The organism is Xanthobacter sediminis (assembly GCF_043195015.1).
Classification (GTDB): Bacteria; Pseudomonadota; Alphaproteobacteria; order Rhizobiales; family Xanthobacteraceae; genus Xanthobacter.
This window is the reverse complement of the sequence record NZ_JBAFWH010000013.1, coordinates 81617-98062: the sequence shown is the minus strand read 5'-3', so window position 1 is coordinate 98062 and position 16446 is coordinate 81617. Positions and strand designations below refer to the sequence as shown.

Genomic DNA, 16446 nt, shown 5'->3' with positions numbered 1-16446 from the left:
ATGTCACGCTCCTCCGTCACGCGCTGCAACTCGCGCTTCAGCCGGCGGACCTCCGCGGCCTGATCGTCATCGCGGGCCACGGCGGCAGGCTTGCCGTACCGTTTCCTCCACTCGTAGAGCGAGTACTTGCTGATCCCCAGCCGCGCAGCCACTTCCGCAACTGGATAGCCCCGCTCGGTGATCTGAACGACCGCGTCGCGCTTGAAGTCCTCGGTGAAGTTCGCTTTGCCCATCGGGGCCTCCTTGCCTCAAAATTTAGGGAAGAAGGCGTCCAGGAATCTAGGGGCGGTTCAGGGTGGCGTTGGCTGAGGTCACCGAAAACACAATTGTCTTCCCTAACGACACTGCAGCCAACGGACAATGTGAACTGATGGGGGGCATCCACAACCCCATCAGTTCTGGTTGACCACCTGGACCGCGGTGAAGAAGTCGCGGCGATCGCTCTGCATCGGAAGTCTCGTCACTGATGTCGCGCTCTGTGCCTCACGTCGGTGTCAGAACATCAGACGAGGATCGTCCGGCGATAGAGCAAGGACCACGGGAACACGGCTATGATGCTCGATCCAGACCCTGGTGTCATGGCTGATCCAGCCTGCAATCTGCAAAAGGGAGGCATAGTCCGCTGCGAGGTGGCGATCGAGGATCGGCTCATGGTGGGCGATGCGGTTGCGAAAGGTGCGCAGATAGTCGAGAGGACCATGGGCAGCCTTACGGCTGAGGCGGGCGTTCGGAAATGCTCGGAACACGCCAGCGCGCCATATGGTCATGTCGTAGTTCGCCTTACTGCCAGCGGGGAGTCGGCCGCCCAAGCCGAGGAGCGCGACCCAAAACCCGAATGAAAGCACGGCAACCATGTGAGGTGGGTCATCAGCATAGCCGTCGCGTTGAAGGTCAGATCGGGCCGCAGAGAGTCTTGACAGCGTTCGGGCATCCAACCCCGCCGCTGGATTGTCGTACCAATCTTCGCCGTATTTTCGGGCCAGTTCCCGGTGCATGGCGTTGCGCAACGCGATCTCGAGTCCCTGAAGAGGACCATAAAATGCGGCGCTGACCGCAGTGTTCCATGTATAGAGCCGAACGGCCTTCTCCCTGTCTCCGCTGGCCTTCCGGACATATGTCGCCATCCGCTCCGGAGACAGAGACGTCTCCAGGGCGTCGATCACGGCATCGGTATAGGAGAAGGCATTCTTGACTACTGCCCCCCGCTCACCCATATTCTCCTCCGTAAGCCCTGGGTCCGCCTCTGCCGTTGGCATGCGCCCGGGGCTCAGCTTTTCTGGACGGCATATCTGCATCCGCCAGTGTCACGCCGACGCCTGTTTTGCTGGTGCCGGGCCTGAGGGCCTGTAACCGCGCTTGGCGACCGCCTTCCGGGCAGCCTTCGTTTCTTCCTCGACCTGCCGGAATTCTGGCTCGATCGCCTGCAGACGTCGTACGAGGCCCGAAAGATCGTAGGTATTGCTGAGCTTGCCGCCATTGCTCGCGCGCCGCTCGATGCGGCGAACCAGGCCTTCCTGCTCAAGTTCGGCGATGTAGCGTTGGACCTGACGCTCGCTGAGGCTCAGGCGCTGGGACAGCGTCTCCTTGCTAGGGAAGGGCTTGCGCTCCTTGTCCCACCAGAAGTCGCAGAGCTGGAGGAGGACGGCGAGCTGGGTCGGGTTGAGGTTCAGGCGTCGCTGGGCCCGCAACAGCAACGAGGGCACGACGCAGAAGCCCAGCTCCATGACCTCCTTGCCCCATTTTTCGACTGAGGCCTTCTGCGCGCCCTTGACCGGAGGAGTGGTCGGTGCGCCGGTCGGAGGTTGTTGCGTTTGGGTGGTCACGGTAGTGTTCCTAGTCGGCTGACGAGCTACAAATGCCCTTTGCTGACGCGGGAAACAAGGCATCACCACCAGTCATTTTTGACTAGTCCTGCAGGACGCAGGTGTCCGTAAGTCTGGAGACAAGAGTGTCTCCTAAAGAAGGACACTCCTGATAATCTGACGAAATGCGACTGCGGATAAACGAGTATCCGCCGGGACTGGTCTTGGATGTCCGGTGGGGTAGGCCAATTTTCGCTATCGCTCGGGTTTGTCGCTTGATGTCGTGATACCAGAGACCTTGGTCGGGCCTCACGAACCCGGAGTCGGCGTCCCGTGAGGGAGTTTGTCGCGTTGGCCTTTCGGTAGCGGAAAATCACCGGTGAGCCACCACCACCTCGCGCTTCTTGAATGCCTCCTCAGCGCAACGGATGGTGCGCTGCGTGGCTCCCAGCCCGAGCCAAGAGGCGAGTTTCTCCTCTTTGGAGACCGCATCTCCTAGCGTACCGAAGACCAGAGAGCTGACGGCCTGCTGCTGGGCGCGCAAGTGATCCTCCAAAAGCTTATGACGGGTGATGTACCCTGCATTCACGCCGGGGATGGAGTGGTTCATCAGCATCCTGGCGTCCAGTTCGGAAACGCCGGCCGGCGTAGCAATCGTGCGGAAGGTCTGACGCAGGTCGTTGCCCCATTTCGACAGCGTCTCGCGGTCTTCCTTCTGCTCGGAAAGATGGCCATTGGCGCTGTCGGCAGGGAAGATCCACTCCCGAGCCTCGAATGGGTGCATCAGGCGGCCAAAGCGCATTGCCCGCGTGAGGCACATGATCATTTGCCGCGAGAGCGGGATATCGAAGGCGCGGTCGGCGCCTCCCTTGGGCTTGGGGACGTGCAACACGCGTCGGCGCAGATTAATGTGTGAGACCTTGGCTTCCTTGAGCGCCGCAGGCCGGCATGCGGAAAGCAAAGTGAACAGGTGAAACTCTCGTCGAATGGGGTTGTCGATCGCGGCCAATTCGAGAAACCAGCCCTTCAGGTCCGCGAGGCCCATACCGGTATCGCGACGCTTCTCGCCATTCCAGTCGATGCTTCCGACGGGATTGTCGGCGGGTAGCTCCCGGTTGGTCTTGCGGGCGTGGTTGTACACGGCCCGAAGCGTCCGCATGCTGCCATTGGCTATGTAGGGGCCCTTCTCTTCGGTGATCGCGTCATGCTTCGCGGCCACCTTCGCCGGGTCATTGCCGAGCTCGATCAGCGGCGTGTCCAGCCACTCTGCAAAGATGCGCTCAATGTGATCGCGATAACTCTCGATGGTGCGCTCGCTTCGGTTCTTACGAACCATGGAGATCTTGTAGCGCTCCCACGCCGCTCGAAGTGTGATGCCGACGATCTTGGGAGCCTCTGGTGCTTCGAGTGCGGCGGCCGTCGTCGCCTTGGCAGTCCGCCCTTCGCTCTTGGGATGCTGCCCCCGGCTGATCTGCGCCAGATATTCCTTCGCCACCGCCCGCGCGGCGCGCGTCGACATTTCCGAAGTGTCGCCGATTGCGACCCGGATGGTCGCCGCGCGCTTTCCCTCTTCCCTAAGGTCGCCCTGGATGGTGAAGGTCTTTTTGCGAGCTCCGACGACGAGAAAGAACCCCTTCAGCTCGGTGTCCCGGACAATGTAGCGTCCGTTCTCGGGCGGAGGGAGGCGCTCGATGGCCTTGTCGTTGATCTGGAAGCGCAGTTCGGCCATGGCGTAGCCCCTATTTTTTGAAACGGTTTTTGAAACGGTTTTGGCGGATCGAAAGGTTTGGCAGTTGAAATTCGCCAGAACGCGCTCTGATACGATTATAAAATGATAATCAATATGTTATTATGACACAAGGAAAGTTAGAAGGGCAGGCGGATGCCATGGCGAAGGGCCATTTCTGAACTACGAATCTGGGGGTCGGGAGTTCGAATCTTCCCCGGCGCGCCATTAAATCAAAGACTTAGCGCCTAAGGCCAAGTCGCCGCGAAATCCCAAGTCACCGACAAATCCCAGCGGGAAAGCGGGCCTGGACCTGTGGGTCGTCCGCCTGTTTCATCCGCGACCGGGCTTTCTTGACGACGTCCGGCACGGGTTTCATTGCCACGCGATTATTCTCCGGCAGCGCGAACCCCACTCGAAACTGGTCCGCCGTCATGTTCGACCCGCGCGCGTCGATGGACAGGTGAGAGCTGATGCTGGGGCCGGCGCCGCCGGCTGTCTCCTCGGCAGCGCAAGGCCGCCCGGCCATGCCCCGGTTGCCCATCGGATCGCCGTTCGCATCGCCCCTCTTGCCTTGCTGGATCGCGTCCAGGGTGCCGATGCCGACGTGCGAGGTCGCTTCCTTGTCGGCCACACACTCGCCCCGGTGCGCTACGCGGGCGGGGTCGTGCTCGCCGCCGTCCCCGGTATGGCGTCCTCTCGCGTGCCTGCCGACAGTGCCGCCGGACAGCGCGCCCGTGAGCCTCTTCTCGACGTTGCCGATCAACCTCCCGCTGCCGGTGCCATCCGCAAGCTGGCTGGCTGGGCCATGCGTGAGACCCTGCATACGCAGATCGCGCGGCGGCGCTCGCCCAGGCGGCCAAGCTCCGGAGGCCGGCACCGGCTCCGATCCGCCGCCCGCGCCGCGGCCCAATGCGCCGCCGGGGTCCTCGCGACCGCAGGCACCGCCCCATCCCTGAGCGGCAAGGAGGATTCCTGGGACAATGCGCCCCTGGAGAGCTTCATCCAGGCCATGAAAACCAAGGGCGTCCGCCATCGCTTCTGAGCTGCCGGGACCAAAGCATGAGGGGATCTGTTCGGCCGCACCAGCCCCGTCGAGACGGAACGCAGAGCGGCTCCCCCCCCCTTTTTGACGGATGATCATTCCGCCTCGCTTCGCTCATGGCGCTCCCACCTGTGTCGGCTTGCCGGGGGCAGGCGGCGTCCCGCCGTTCCATCACTGCCGTTCGAGAGGGCCGGTTTGCGGGCCCATGGCCGGTGAGCCGCGGACGCCGCTTTCAGCGGCGGGGGATGGCGCTATTTGAGGCATCTGAAGCGCGGGGCGCGCCGCTATAGATGGGGCATGACCGCCTCATCCTTCGCGCAGCGCCTTGCCGTCACGGGCGCGCTTCCGCGCCTCGACGCGCAGAACCGGGCGCCGGTGCGCATCGGCGTGCTCACGCCGCTGTCGGGGCCCGAGGCGTGCTGGGGCGAGCCGGGGCTCGACGGCTGCCGCATCTGGATCGACTGGATCAACGAGCATGGCGGCATGATGGTGGCCGGCAAGCGCCATCGGGTGGAGATCATCGCCCACGACAGCGCGCGCAGCCCGCAGGAGACCATCGCCGCCGCCCGCGACATGGTGGAGCGCCAGCGCGTGCGGCTGGTCCTCACCCTGGGCGGCGACAGCTTCGCGCCGGTGCTGCACCAGCTCATGCGGCGGCGCGTGCTGGTGGCCACCCTGCTGCCCTCGGACCTCTCGCCCGACACGCCCTATCTTATCGCTCCGGCCGAGGTGCACCCGCTGTTCAATGTCACGGGGGTGGACTGGCTGGCCCGCAGCTTTCCCGCGGCGCGCCGCGTCGCCCTCTGCAGCCAGGCGGACAGCCTGGGCCTGCCCTCGCTCGCGGTTTACCGCGCGGCCTTCGAGGTTGCCGGCCATGAGGTGGTGAAAGAGATCCGCTACGCACACGAAACTACGGAGGCGGAGGGGATCGTAGACGCCATGCTGGCGGAGGCGCCGGACATCTGCTGCTGGTGCTCCTCCACCCCGCCCATGACCCAGGCGCTGACTGAAGCCGCCCATGCCCGCGGCTTCGCGGGACAGATGCTCTCCAGCACCGGCGACGACTACCCGCGCATGATCGCGCGCACGTCCGCCCGCTTCATGGAGCGCTTCACCTTCCAGTTTCCCGATTTCGACGACCCTGAGCTGACCGACACCACCTTCTTCTTCCACCGGCCGAAGGCCTTCTTCGATGCCTACAATGCGCGGTTTCCCGGCAGCTGGAGCGCGGTGAGCTGGGAATACGCCTCCATGCTGGATCTCTGGCACAATGCGGTGGAGCGGGCCGATACCACCGAGCCGGTCTCGGTGCTGGCCGCCATGAAGCGGGGGCGGCAGATGTCCCATGCCTTCGGCCCCGCGCGCTGGTGGGGAAACGAGCTCTACGGCATCGACAACGTGCTGGTGGGGCGCTGGCCGGTGGTGTCCATCCGCGAGGGACGGGCGCGGATCATGGAGTTCGGCTCGGTGCCCGCGTGGCTGGACCGCCACACGCCGACCCTGCTGCGCCACCTCGCGGAGCTCGGGCAGTCCTGGCAGCAGCGGCTGGCAGCGCGGCCGGCGGCGCTCAGTCTTCCTGCATGAGCAGCTTCTGATCCTCGATCAGGGCGAGCTTCATGAATTCGCTCGCCTCCTCCACGTCGCGCGCAGCGATGGCGTTGAACAGCGCGTTGTAGCCGCGCTGGTAGGCGGCGATACGATTGGGCGTGAGGTGGCGCCGGTACATGGCGGCGCGGAAGGACTGGTGGCGCGCGTCGATCACCAGGTTGTAGCAGGCGATGAGCAGGGGATTGCCGGTGCCGGCCGCGATCTGGCGGTGGAACTCCTCCTCCAGCCGCACGAAGGCGATGGCGTCGGTCTGCACCGCCTCCATCTGCGAGAGGATCTCGCCCAGCGCCTCGATCTGGCGCGGCGACATGGTGATGATGGCGAGGCGCACCATCTCCGGCTCCAGGATGGAGCGCACCACCTGCAGCTGGAGCGGGCCGGTCTCGGACGCCACCGCCGAAACGGAATCGGCGGCGCCGTTGGGGTCATAGGTCACGAACGAGCCGGAGCCGGCGCGACGGCGGATCAGCCCGCGCTCCTCCAGCTGGTCCAGGGCCTCGCGCACCGTGTTGCGCGCCACCCCGAGGTCCTGGGCGAGCTGCCGCTCGGAGGGCAGGCGCTCGTCCACCCCGTATTCCTGGGAGGTGATCCGCAGCATCAGCGTGTCCAGGACATATTGAACCGTGGCGCCGACGACGGGCTCGGCGTGAACGCCCGAGGCGGTCCGGCGGGGAGATATGGCCACGATTAAGGTCCTCTGTGTGGTCCCTGCGGAAGGTCGCTGGGGCTTCTTAGGCCGGATGGGGGGCGAAAATCCAGATCGTCGCCCGCGCGACGCCTGCGCGCGGACCGCATGCGGCGGTGCCTTTTTCTTCAGCAGAAAAATATATGCCCATGAAGGGGCTCTGGCGGCTCAGGCCATGGTTGCGGTGGCCGGCTGTGGCGCGATTCTGCAGCAAAGGCAGTCCTTCTTGTTGCCATCACGCTTCTCCGGAGGCTGCGGGCCCGCAGCTTTCCTCACCGCGATACGCCGGGGACGTTCGATGCGTCTTCGAGCGACCGGCGCCGACTGTGGGCGCGAATATACCAGTTTAGCCCCAGTTGCCTCTGCTAACGCCAGTATCGCCTATGATTTATACTGTCTTCGCCCATATTTTCGCCAGCGGAAAAGGCCGCTGCCCGTCGACACGTCCGGCGAATGCGGTAATGTCCAGACTGGTTCAAGCCGAAAGAACCGGTTCTAAAAACTGGTCCAGACCGAATAGAGGAGAGGGGAATGAGCAAACGCGTTGCCGTCATCGGCGCGGGTCCGTCTGGCTTGGCGCAGCTGCGGGCGTTCCAGTCCGCCGCCAAGAAGGGCGCCGAGATTCCGGAGATCGTCTGCTTCGAGAAGCAGGCGAACTGGGGCGGCCTGTGGAACTATACGTGGCGTACGGGCGTGGACGAGAATGGAGAGCCGGTCCATTGCTCCATGTACCGCTACCTTTGGACCAATGGCCCCAAGGAGGGCCTCGAATTCGCCGACTATTCGTTCGAGGAGCATTTCGGCAAGCAGATTGCCTCTTATCCCCCGCGCGAGGTGATGTTCGATTATATCGAGGGCCGCGTCATCAAGGCTGGCGTGCGCGACTGGATCCGCTTCTCCTCGGTGATCCGCTGGATCGATTACGACAAGGACGCCGACGACTTCACTGTGACCGTGCATGACATGGTCAACGACCGGGTCTACAAGGAGCGCTTCGACCACGTGGTGTGCGCCTCCGGCCACTTCTCCAGCCCGAACACGCCGGAATTCCCCGGCTTCGAGCATTTCAGCGGCCGTATCGTTCACGCCCACGACTTCCGCGACGCGCGCGAATTTGCCGGCAAGGACGTGCTGCTGGTGGGCGCGTCCTATTCGGCCGAAGACATCGGCTCCCAGTGCTGGAAGTATGGCGCGAAGTCCATCACCACCGCCTTCCGCACCGCGCCCATGGGCTTCAAGTGGCCCGGGAACTGGGAAGAAAAGCCCGCGCTGGTGAAGGTGGATGGCAAGACTGCCTACTTCAAGGATGGCACCACCAAGGATGTGGATGCCATTGTCCTGTGCACCGGCTACAAGCACTATTTCCCGTTCCTGCCCGACGACCTGCGCCTGAAGACCGCGAACCGCCTCGCGACAAACGACCTCTACAAGGGCGTGGTCTACGTCCACAATCCGAAGATGTTCTATCTCGGAATGCAGGACCAATGGTTCACCTTCAACATGTTCGACGCACAGGCCTGGTATGTGCGCGACATCATCCTTGGCCGCATCACCGTGCCCGCCGACAAGGAAGTGCTCCTTGCCGACGTGGCCGAGCGCGTGGCCCGCGAGGATGCCTCGGGAGAGGTGAAGTACGCCATCAAGTATCAGGGCGACTATGTGAAGGAGCTGATCGCCGACACCGACTATCCCAGCTTCAACGTGGACGGAGCCTGCGAAGCCTTCTTCGAGTGGAAGAAGCACAAGGTGGAAGACATCATGGGCTTCCGCAATAACTCCTACCGCTCGCTCATCACCGGCACCATGGCGCCGGTGCACCACACCCCCTGGAAGGACGCCCTGGACGATTCCATGGAGGCGTACCTGAAGAACTGACGGCACCGGCCTCGGTCCCCAGCCGAGGCCGGACGGATGTTTCCAAGAGCCCCGCGAGCCCGCTCGCGGGGCTTTCGCATGAGCGGCGCATTCTCTTGAGGCATCAATAGTCCGTGCGCCCCGGGCACGCGCCCAGACAGCGAGCCCGGCTGCGGGCAGGGCGTGCTTGAGGGCGGCGTGCACCTGCCGCAGATGTAAGATCGTGGCGAGCTCGAGGTGCTTTCCCTCCGCGTCACCGAGGTCCGGAACTGCGGTGATTTCCCGCGGGCCGGGGCGGACGCTTGATATTGGGATGCGAAATGCCGACCGACCGAACGGCACATCCTGCCGCTTGCCTGATGCAGAGCCACCAAGAGCCTCCGCCCCGGGCGCGCTGCTGAGAAAATACGTCGGCCAGCTTCAGGGGACGCATCGGCAAGGGACCAATCCGCGCATGTGCACGCCTTGGACGTCCCGCACGGCGTTCTTATTTGTCACGAAGGAATGGTGCGGGCGGTCGGACTCGAACCGACATATCCGTAAGGACGGCGGATTTTGAGTCCGCTGCGTCTACCAGTTCCGCCACGCCCGCACTCTTGCCGCTGAGGGGCCGAGGCGTTTTGCGCCTGTCGACCTTCGTTGGCCCGAACCTTTTCCTTCACCACCTGCGACCTGTTGAAACATGCCGTTTCCAACCCGTCGCGGGCGAGCCGCGCATCCACCGGTCCTGCCGCGCCTGCATTGTCGCGCCGCGCGGAAGCTGCGCCGGGCTCCTATACGATACCCCGCGGCTGATCGCCAGCCCGCTTTCCCGTCGGCGGTGCGGCGAAGCTCTCGGCGGGGTGCTCGTGTCTGCTTTTGGGTGGGGTCCGTCCCGCTCGGTGCGCAGCCGCGCGCTACATTCGTGCGCGGGCGTCGGCGAGGGTCTGGGAGGGGTATTCGCCGAACTTGTCGGAATAATATCTGGAGAAATTGCCGAGGTTGGAGAAGCCGAAAGCCAGCGCTGCATCGGTTACCGTGGTCTTCTCGTCGGCCGCGAGCAGCAGGGCGCGGGCAGCGGTCAGCCGCTCGTTCCGGATCCAGGTGACGGGAGTGCAGCCGAAGCGCTTCTGGAAGGCGTATTGCAAGGTGCGCGTGGACAGGCCGCTGATGCGCTCCAGGTCCGTCATGCTGATGCGGCCGCCGAGATTGGCGAGGATGTACTCGCACGCCAGGTCCAGGCCGGCGTCGATGCCGCTGCGGGTGACGGAGGGCATGGCCTCGGCGAAGAGGCGCTCACGCAACAGCATCGCGCAAATGGTGCGGTAGAGGGTGTCGTCGACCGCCAGCGCGGCGGCGGCTACGGGATTCATGCTGCAGGCATCAAAGGCCCGGCAGGCGCTGCGCAGCAGGAGATCGAAGTTCATGGGCCCCGCCGCGAGCGGCAGGATGCTGGGCCGCTGGAGGTCGAGCCCTGCCTCGTCGTCGCGCAGCATGGCGCGGGCGGTCGAAAGCAGGCGCGGTTTTTCCAGGACCGCGACGACGATGGAGCGGGAGCGGCCTGTGCCGATGCGCTCTCCTTCAGGGGCGAGAAGCGCCGTACGCATGGGGTCGCACCGGACCCGCTCGCCGTTGACCACGGACTCGATGGCGCCGCCATCCACCGGCATGAAGAACGAGAATTCGTCGGAATCGACGCGGGTGCGGATGGGCGTATGCGCGAGGGCTGTGACCCGCATGCCGTTGACCGTGACAGAAGACTGCTGCGTGGCGAAGGCCGAGGGGTCGTCGAGCGCATCATATTCGGCGCTCCAGCCCAGGGCGTGCTGCACCTGTTCCTGCATCTGCAGGACGGAGCGGATCCGGACTCTCTCCCTGTTCCCGAAGAGGAGGGGAGGGAGGGGGGGCTCGACTCTGGGCGTCATGTTCCGCCGCCATGCTGTGCGTACTTCTCGCTCCGATCGCGCGGAAGGAGAGGGGTTCGTGTTATCTCGACTTCAGGACGCAGTAAATTACGATCTCGACACGCGAAATGCCGCCTGTCCGGTGCGCGTCCGCCGTCTGCGCGGTGGTAGCTGGCGCTGCCATCGTATCTCCTCCGCCCCGGCGATCAATGGCCGCGTTGGGGTGGCTCGCCCGCACCATTCCGAGCAGGCAGGCATGCGCTCCGGTCGGTGTCAGGCTGCGGCACGTGGGCGCTCGGCGGCGGCCCGGTAGGCCAGCGCTTCCGCGAGATGGCGCCGGCCCACGCCGTCCGCGCCATCGAGATCCGCCAGGGTGCGCGCCACCTTCAATACGCGGTGATAGCCGCGGGCGGTGAGGCGCATGGCGTCGGCGGCGTCGCGCAGCAGGGCGGCACCGGCGGCATCCGGCTGGGCCACGGCTTCGAGCAGCGGGCCGGATGCCTCCGCATTGGTCCGCACGTCCGGCCGGCCGAGGGCGGCGTAGCGCTCCGCCTGCAGTTGCCGCGCCAGCGCTACCCGCGCCGCCACCTCCCGCGAGCCTTCCGCCGGTGCGGGAAGAACAAGGTCGGCGGCGCTTACGGCCGGCACTTCCAGGTGGATGTCGATGCGGTCGAGGAAGGGGCCGGAAAGGCGGGCCTGGTATTCGTCCGCGCAGCGCGGGCCGCGCTTGCAGGTGTAGCCGGGCTCTCCGGCATGGCCGCAGCGGCAGGGGTTCATGGCGGCGACGAGCTGGAACCGGGCGGGGTAGGTGACCCGGTTGTTGGCCCGGGCGATCAGCACCTCGCCCGTTTCCAGCGGCTGGCGCAGGGAATCGAGCACCTGGGGCGAGAATTCCGGCAGTTCATCGAGGAAGAGGACGCCGTTGTGGGCAAGGGAGACCTCGCCGGGCCGGGCCTTGGCGCCGCCGCCCACCATCGCCGCCATGCTGGCGGAATGGTGCGGGGCGCGGAACGGGCGCCGGCTGACCAGCCCGCCGTCCCCGATGGCGCCGGCCACCGAGGCGATCATGGAGACATCCAGCATCTCCACCGGCGCGAGCGGCGGCAGGATGGAAGGCAGGCGCTGCGCCAGCATGGACTTGCCCGCACCCGGCGGGCCGATGAACAGGAGATTGTGGCCGCCGGCGGCGGCCACCTCGATGGCCCGCTTGGCGGTCTCCTGGCCCTTCACGTCCCGAAGGTCGAGGGCGGCGGGGCCGTCCGTGCGCATGAGCGGCTCGGGCCGGGCGAGGGCCTGGCGCCCGCTCATGTGGTTGGCGAGCTCGAGCAGAGTGGCGGGGGCGAGAATCTCCATCTCGGGGCTGGCCCAGGCGGCCTCGGCTCCGCAGGGTGCTGGGCACACCAGCCCGTGGCCGCGTGCATTGGCGCCGATGGCCGCCGGCAGCACCCCGGCCACGGCGGCGATGGTGCCGTCGAGCGCCAGTTCGCCCACCACCGTGAAGCCCGCCAGCGCATCGGCCGGAATGGCGCCGATGGCGGCCATGAGCCCGAGCGCGATGGGAAGGTCGTAGTGGGAGCCTTCCTTCGGCAGGTCGGCGGGGGCGAGATTGATGGTGATGCGCCGGGCCGGCAGCGCGAGGCCGGAGGCGATCAGCGCCGCGCGCACCCGCTCCTTGGCCTCCGTCACGGCCTTATCCGGCAGGCCGACGATGGTGAAGGCGGGCAGGCCTGCCGCCACATGCACCTGCACATCCACGGGGCGCGCCTCCACCCCCTGGAACGCCACCGTCGCCACCCGCTGAATCACCGCTGCACCCCATGTTCAGCCGTAGATTGCAAATCCTATCGAACGGATGTGCCCGGAGCAAGAACGGAGTATGAACAAGGCGATCTCCGGCATGACGGCAGGGATGCGCGCGGAATTTCGCCGGCGCGCAGGCTTGTCGCGCACCGCATTGCCCGAGATGGGCCGAAAGGGTCTAGGATCGGGCCGGGACGAGAAGGCCCGCAGAGGAGGCCCGCAATGGCGGCGACACGTTTCCGGTTCGTGGTGGTCCTGCTCCTGTTCGCCATCACGGTGGTGAATTATGTCGACCGGGCGGCCATCTCTTACGCGATCCCGCTGATGGAGCAGGCGCTCGGGCTTTCCAAGCTGGACGCGGGCACCATTCTTGGCGCCTTCGGCATCGGCTATGCGTTGACAACCCTCCTCGGGGGCATCGCGGTGGACCGGTGGGGGGCGCGCGGCGTGCTGGCGGTGGCGGCGGTGTTGTGGAGCTTCTCCATCGGCCTCACCGGCGCGGCCACGGGCTTCGCCGCGCTCTATGCGGCGCGTGTGCTGCTGGGCGTGGCCGAGGGGCCGAACTTTCCCGCGCTGACGGGTGCCGTGAGCCGCTGGCTGCCGCCCCAGGAGCAGGCGAGCGCCCTGGGCTATGCGCTGGTGTCGGTGCCGCTGGCCCTTGCCATCGGCGGCCCCATCGTCACCCAGCTCCTGGCGCTGCTGGACTGGCGCTGGACCTTCGGCGTGCTGTTCCTGATCTCGGTGGTCTGGGTGCCGCTGTGGCTGGTGCTGTTCCGGAACGATCCCGCCGGTTCTCCCCATGTGAACGCGGAGGAGCTTGCGCACATTCGCGCGGGGGCGCCGGCTTCCGGCGCGCACGAGGCGGGCAGGCATGGCGCGGGCGCGCACGAGGCGCAGGATGCCCCTGTCGGCGGGCGCGGAATTGCGCGGCTGCTGCTGACCAATCCCACCCTGCTGGTGAACTACTGGGCGTTTTTCGTCTTCGGCTACTTCCTGTTTTTCTTCATGACCTGGCTGCCGAGCTACCTGCACCAGGTCTACGGGCTCGATCTCACCACGGTCGGCGCCTTCACGGTGCTGCCGTGGCTGGCGGCGGCGGCGGTGCTGTGGGCGTTCGGCCACTGGTCGGACCACCTGCTGAAGACCACCGGGCGGCTCAGGGTGGCGCGCTCCTACCTCATCGCGGGCACGCAGCTGGTGGCGGCTGCGGCGGTGGTGCCGGTGGCGTTCGGCGTCAGCCTGCCGCTGGCTGTGGCCTGCATCACGGTGGCGGTGGCCGCCTCCATGGGCGCCAACGCGGCTTATTATGCGGTGAACGTGGACATCGTGCCGCAACGGGCGGCCACCGCCCTCGGCATCATGGACTTCGCTTTCGCCGTGGCGGGCTTCCTCGCGCCGGCGCTCACGGGCTGGGTGCTGCACCTGCGCGGCTCGTTCGATGACGGCTTCTGGCTGATGGCCGCCCTCGGCGCCTCCTCCGTGGTGCTGGTGCTCGCCTTCCACCACCCGGACCGGGACCGCGTGGCTGCCGCCTGAGGTTCCGTCTTCGGCCAGCGCCGGAGAGCGCTTGGGCACCGCGCAGGCTTGCGAAGGTGCCACCCGGCGGCAAACCGGATCTGCCGTTGCGGCAGGTTGCCCAAGGGTGCCGCGTTTGGCACTGGTGCTGAGGCAAGAGGGAGGACACGCCATGACCGAGGACACCCCGCGCGCCGCCAGTCTCGCGGACCTGGTGGCGCAGCAGTTCGGGCCGCAGGCTTCGGCCTATGTGGCGAGCGCCGTGCATGCGCAGGGGCCGGATCTCGCGGCCCTTTCCGCCCTCCTGGAGCGCGAGCGGCCCGAAAGGTTGCTCGATCTCGGCTGTGGCGGCGGCCATGTGAGCTTCACCGCCGCGCCGTTCGTCAGGGAGGCGGTGGCCTATGACCTTTCCGGCGCCATGCTCGAGGCGGTGTCGGCGGAGGCGTCGCGCCGCGGGCTCGGCAATATCGCCACCGCGCGCGGCGTGGCAGAGGCGCTGCCCTTCGCCGACGGGAGCTTCGATGCCGTGGCCTCGCGCTACAGCGCCCACCACTGGCGCAGCCTGCACGGCGGCCTCAGCGAGGCGCGCCGCGTGTTGAAGGCCGGCGGCCGGGCGGTGTTCATGGACGTGGCGGCGCCGGTCTGGGCGGTGGCCGACACCTTCCTCCAGGCGGTGGAGCTGCTGCGTGATCCCTCCCACGGGCGAGACTTCTCACGGCCCGAATGGGCGGCGCACCTCGCCGCCGCCGGCTTCGTGGTGGAGGAGGCGCGCGAGCACCGGCTCAGGCTGGAGTTCTCCTCCTGGGTGGCGCGCATCCGCACCAGCGCGCTGCATGTGGATGCGATCCGCAGCCTCCAGCAGGGGGCGAGCGCGGATGTGGCTCGCCATTTCGAGATCGAGCCCGACGGCAGCTTCACCGTGGATACGCTGACCCTGGTGGCGCGGGCGGCCTGAGGCGTCCCGCACGCCGGCAGGGCGTCAGTCGGGCTTGGAGGCGAGGATCTCCCCGCTCATGGGGTCGATCTTCGCTTCGGTCCGCGCGCCCCCGCGGTCGGTGAGGTCGGCCTCGTAGCCGCTGGCCTCGGTCTCGATCTTGCGCACGGTGAAGCCCTTGCCCTCCAGGTGGCGGGCCACCTGGGCGAGGGTGAGCCACTGCTCGTGCACCGGCCCGGCGCGGCCTTCGGACTTGGTGCTCACCAGCTCGGCCGTGACCGGGTTCACCCGCGCCTCCACCCGGTTGCCCTGGCGGTCGATGAGGTCGGCCTCGTAGCCGTCATGCTCGCGGTCCAGCTTCATCACGCGGAAGCCGTTCTCGGCGAGATGGGTGGCGATCTCCGAGGCCGGGCGCCACTGCGCCTCGGGCGGGGTCTGCGCCAGCGCCGGGGCGGCGAAGAGCGCGAGCGCGAGGGGCAGGGCGAGGCGCGCCTTCGAGGCGTGGCGTGTCGTCAGGGCGCTGCGGGTCTTGGCGTGTCCCATGGGGTTCCCTCCGGCGGTGGCGGGGCGCTCAGGCGCCGCGCTTCTCCTCGATCCGATCCCAGATCTGGACGGCGATGTCGGGCCCGCCGAGGCGCTTGATGGCGCGCAGGCCGGTGGGGGAGGTGACGTTGATCTCGGTGAGGTTGCCGTCGATCACGTCGATGCCCACGAAGAGGAGGCCCATGGCCTTGAGCGAGGGCCCGATGCGGGCGCAGATCTCCAGCTCCCGGTCGGTGAGGTCGGTGGGCCGGGCGGCGCCGCCGCGCACCATGTTGGAGCGCAGGTCCCCTTCGTTCGGCACCCGGTTCACGGCGCCGGCCGCCTCGCCGTCCACCAGGATGATGCGCTTGTCGCCGTGCTTCACCTGGGGCAGGAAGCGCTGGATCACCCAGGGCTCGCGGAAGGTGGTGGAGAACAGGTCGTAGAGCGAGCCGAAGTTGAGGTCGTCGGCGGTGAGGCGGAACACGGCGGCGCCGCCGTTGCCGTAGAGCGGCTTCATCACCACGTCGCCATGCTCGGCGCGGAAGGCCTTGATCTCGTCGAGGTCGCGGGTGATGAGCGTCGGCGGCATCAGCTCCGGGAAGTGGGTGACGAAGATCTTCTCCGGCGCGTTGCGCACATGGGCGGGGTCGTTCACCACCAGGGTCCCGGGGTGGATGCGCTCCAGCAGGTGGGTGGTGGTCACGTAGGCCATGTCGAAGGGCGGGTCCTGGCGCAGCAGCACCACGTCCATCTCCGAAAGGGCGACGCGCCGCTTCTCCCCCAGCACGAAATGGGCGCCGGCCTCGTCCTTCACGCTCAGGGTCTCGATCGTGGCGTAGACGACGCCGTCGCGCATGGCGAGGCGGTCGGGCGTGTAGTGGAACAGCGCATGGCCGCGCCGCTGGGCCTCCAGCAGCAGGGCGAAGGTGGAATCGCCGGCCACGTTGATGGTGGCGATATGGTCCATCTGGACCGCGACCTGAAGGGTCATGGCAATCTCCGGCGGCCCGCGCGGTGCTGTCCGGGGCCTCTCTGCCTCTATCTATAGCGCGGCGCTGCCGCCCGCCAG

At 66.7% G+C, this 16446-nt stretch carries 15 protein-coding genes and 1 tRNA gene; 5 read left to right on the top strand and 11 right to left on the bottom strand.

Going from position 1 to position 16446, the window contains the following annotated elements; all coding sequences use genetic code 11:
- The 5 genes from V5F61_RS16790 to V5F61_RS16770 form a co-directional block, all read right to left on the bottom strand.
- A partial coding sequence (locus V5F61_RS16790; protein ID WP_393989786.1) for a transposase occupies positions 1-233 on the bottom strand: 233 nt, incomplete at its 3' end.
- A gap of 261 nt (positions 234-494) precedes the next feature.
- Positions 495-1214: an Abi family protein gene (locus V5F61_RS16785; RefSeq protein ID WP_393989787.1), complete on the bottom strand. Its 720-nt coding sequence runs from the start codon at positions 1212-1214 to the stop codon at positions 495-497.
- Between the two features lie 90 nt (positions 1215-1304).
- Positions 1305-1823, bottom strand: coding sequence for a helix-turn-helix domain-containing protein (locus V5F61_RS16780; protein WP_393989788.1), 519 nt, complete (start codon positions 1821-1823; stop codon positions 1305-1307).
- Positions 1824-2175: 352 nt separating this feature from the next.
- The gene (locus V5F61_RS16775) at positions 2176-3531 is read right to left on the bottom strand and encodes a tyrosine-type recombinase/integrase (RefSeq protein ID WP_393989789.1); all 1356 of its coding nucleotides are present in this window, start codon (positions 3529-3531) and stop codon (positions 2176-2178) included.
- Between the two features lie 274 nt (positions 3532-3805).
- Positions 3806-4162, bottom strand: coding sequence for a hypothetical protein (locus V5F61_RS16770; protein ID WP_393989790.1), 357 nt, complete (start codon positions 4160-4162; stop codon positions 3806-3808).
- A 33-nt stretch (positions 4163-4195) separates the two neighbouring features.
- On the opposite strand from V5F61_RS16770, the gene V5F61_RS16765 reads away from it, so the two are divergent.
- A complete protein-coding gene (locus tag V5F61_RS16765) occupies positions 4196-4573 on the top strand; it encodes a hypothetical protein (RefSeq protein ID WP_393989791.1) in 378 nt (125 codons plus the stop codon).
- Between the two features lie 297 nt (positions 4574-4870).
- A complete protein-coding gene (locus V5F61_RS16760; RefSeq protein WP_394104056.1) occupies positions 4871-6157 on the top strand; it encodes an ABC transporter substrate-binding protein in 1287 nt (428 codons plus the stop codon).
- Here V5F61_RS16760 and V5F61_RS16755 read toward each other — a convergent pair.
- Positions 6141-6866 carry a FadR/GntR family transcriptional regulator gene (locus V5F61_RS16755; protein WP_393989793.1) on the bottom strand — a complete coding sequence of 242 codons (726 nt, stop codon included), beginning with the start codon at positions 6864-6866 and terminating at the stop codon, positions 6141-6143. The two genes, V5F61_RS16760 and V5F61_RS16755, sit on opposite strands and share 17 nt — an antisense overlap.
- Positions 6867-7397: 531 nt before the next feature.
- On the opposite strand from V5F61_RS16755, the gene V5F61_RS16750 reads away from it, so the two are divergent.
- On the top strand, positions 7398-8741 hold the full coding sequence (locus V5F61_RS16750) for an NAD(P)-binding domain-containing protein (protein ID WP_393989794.1): 1344 nt from the start codon (positions 7398-7400) through the stop codon (positions 8739-8741).
- Positions 8742-9225: 484 nt separating this feature from the next.
- On the opposite strand, the gene V5F61_RS16745 is transcribed toward V5F61_RS16750, so the two are convergent.
- From V5F61_RS16745 to V5F61_RS16735, 3 genes are all read right to left on the bottom strand, one after another.
- Positions 9226-9312: transfer RNA gene (locus V5F61_RS16745), tRNA-Leu, on the bottom strand.
- A gap of 304 nt (positions 9313-9616) precedes the next feature.
- Entirely contained in the window at positions 9617-10531 is a 915-nt protein-coding gene (locus V5F61_RS16740; protein WP_393989795.1) for a helix-turn-helix domain-containing protein, read from the bottom strand.
- Between the two features lie 345 nt (positions 10532-10876).
- Positions 10877-12409: a YifB family Mg chelatase-like AAA ATPase gene (locus V5F61_RS16735; protein WP_393989796.1), complete on the bottom strand. Its 1533-nt coding sequence runs from the start codon at positions 12407-12409 to the stop codon at positions 10877-10879.
- Between the two features lie 216 nt (positions 12410-12625).
- On the opposite strand from V5F61_RS16735, the gene V5F61_RS16730 reads away from it, so the two are divergent.
- Both V5F61_RS16730 and V5F61_RS16725 read left to right on the top strand, forming a co-directional pair.
- Complete coding sequence (locus V5F61_RS16730; RefSeq protein WP_393989797.1) at positions 12626-13939, top strand: MFS transporter; 1314 nt, start codon at positions 12626-12628, stop codon at positions 13937-13939.
- A gap of 151 nt (positions 13940-14090) precedes the next feature.
- Entirely contained in the window at positions 14091-14873 is a 783-nt protein-coding gene (locus V5F61_RS16725) for a class I SAM-dependent methyltransferase (protein ID WP_393989798.1), read from the top strand.
- A 24-nt stretch (positions 14874-14897) separates the two neighbouring features.
- Here V5F61_RS16725 and V5F61_RS16720 read toward each other — a convergent pair whose 3' ends face one another.
- Both V5F61_RS16720 and gshB read right to left on the bottom strand, forming a co-directional pair.
- Positions 14898-15395, bottom strand: coding sequence for a PepSY domain-containing protein (locus tag V5F61_RS16720; RefSeq protein ID WP_393989799.1), 498 nt, complete (start codon positions 15393-15395; stop codon positions 14898-14900).
- Between the two features lie 28 nt (positions 15396-15423).
- Positions 15424-16368, bottom strand: a complete 945-nt coding sequence (gshB, locus tag V5F61_RS16715) for a glutathione synthase (RefSeq protein ID WP_393989800.1) — start codon at positions 16366-16368, stop codon at positions 15424-15426.
- Between the last annotated feature and the right edge of the window lie 78 nt (positions 16369-16446).

What these genes read in the sequence shown, in the direction of transcription:
- gshB (WP_393989800.1), bottom strand. Translation starts at nt 16,368, where the DNA reads ATGACCCTTCAGGTCGCGGTCCAGATGGACCATATCGCCACCATCAAC.
- V5F61_RS16760 (WP_394104056.1), top strand. Translation starts at nt 4,871, where the DNA reads ATGACCGCCTCATCCTTCGCGCAGCGCCTTGCCGTCACGGGCGCGCTT.
- V5F61_RS16750 (WP_393989794.1), top strand. Translation starts at nt 7,398, where the DNA reads ATGAGCAAACGCGTTGCCGTCATCGGCGCGGGTCCGTCTGGCTTGGCG.
- V5F61_RS16775 (WP_393989789.1), bottom strand. Translation starts at nt 3,531, where the DNA reads ATGGCCGAACTGCGCTTCCAGATCAACGACAAGGCCATCGAGCGCCTC.
- V5F61_RS16720 (WP_393989799.1), bottom strand. Translation starts at nt 15,395, where the DNA reads ATGGGACACGCCAAGACCCGCAGCGCCCTGACGACACGCCACGCCTCG.
- V5F61_RS16785 (WP_393989787.1), bottom strand. Translation starts at nt 1,214, where the DNA reads ATGGGTGAGCGGGGGGCAGTAGTCAAGAATGCCTTCTCCTATACCGAT.
- V5F61_RS16725 (WP_393989798.1), top strand. Translation starts at nt 14,091, where the DNA reads ATGACCGAGGACACCCCGCGCGCCGCCAGTCTCGCGGACCTGGTGGCG.
- V5F61_RS16730 (WP_393989797.1), top strand. Translation starts at nt 12,626, where the DNA reads ATGGCGGCGACACGTTTCCGGTTCGTGGTGGTCCTGCTCCTGTTCGCC.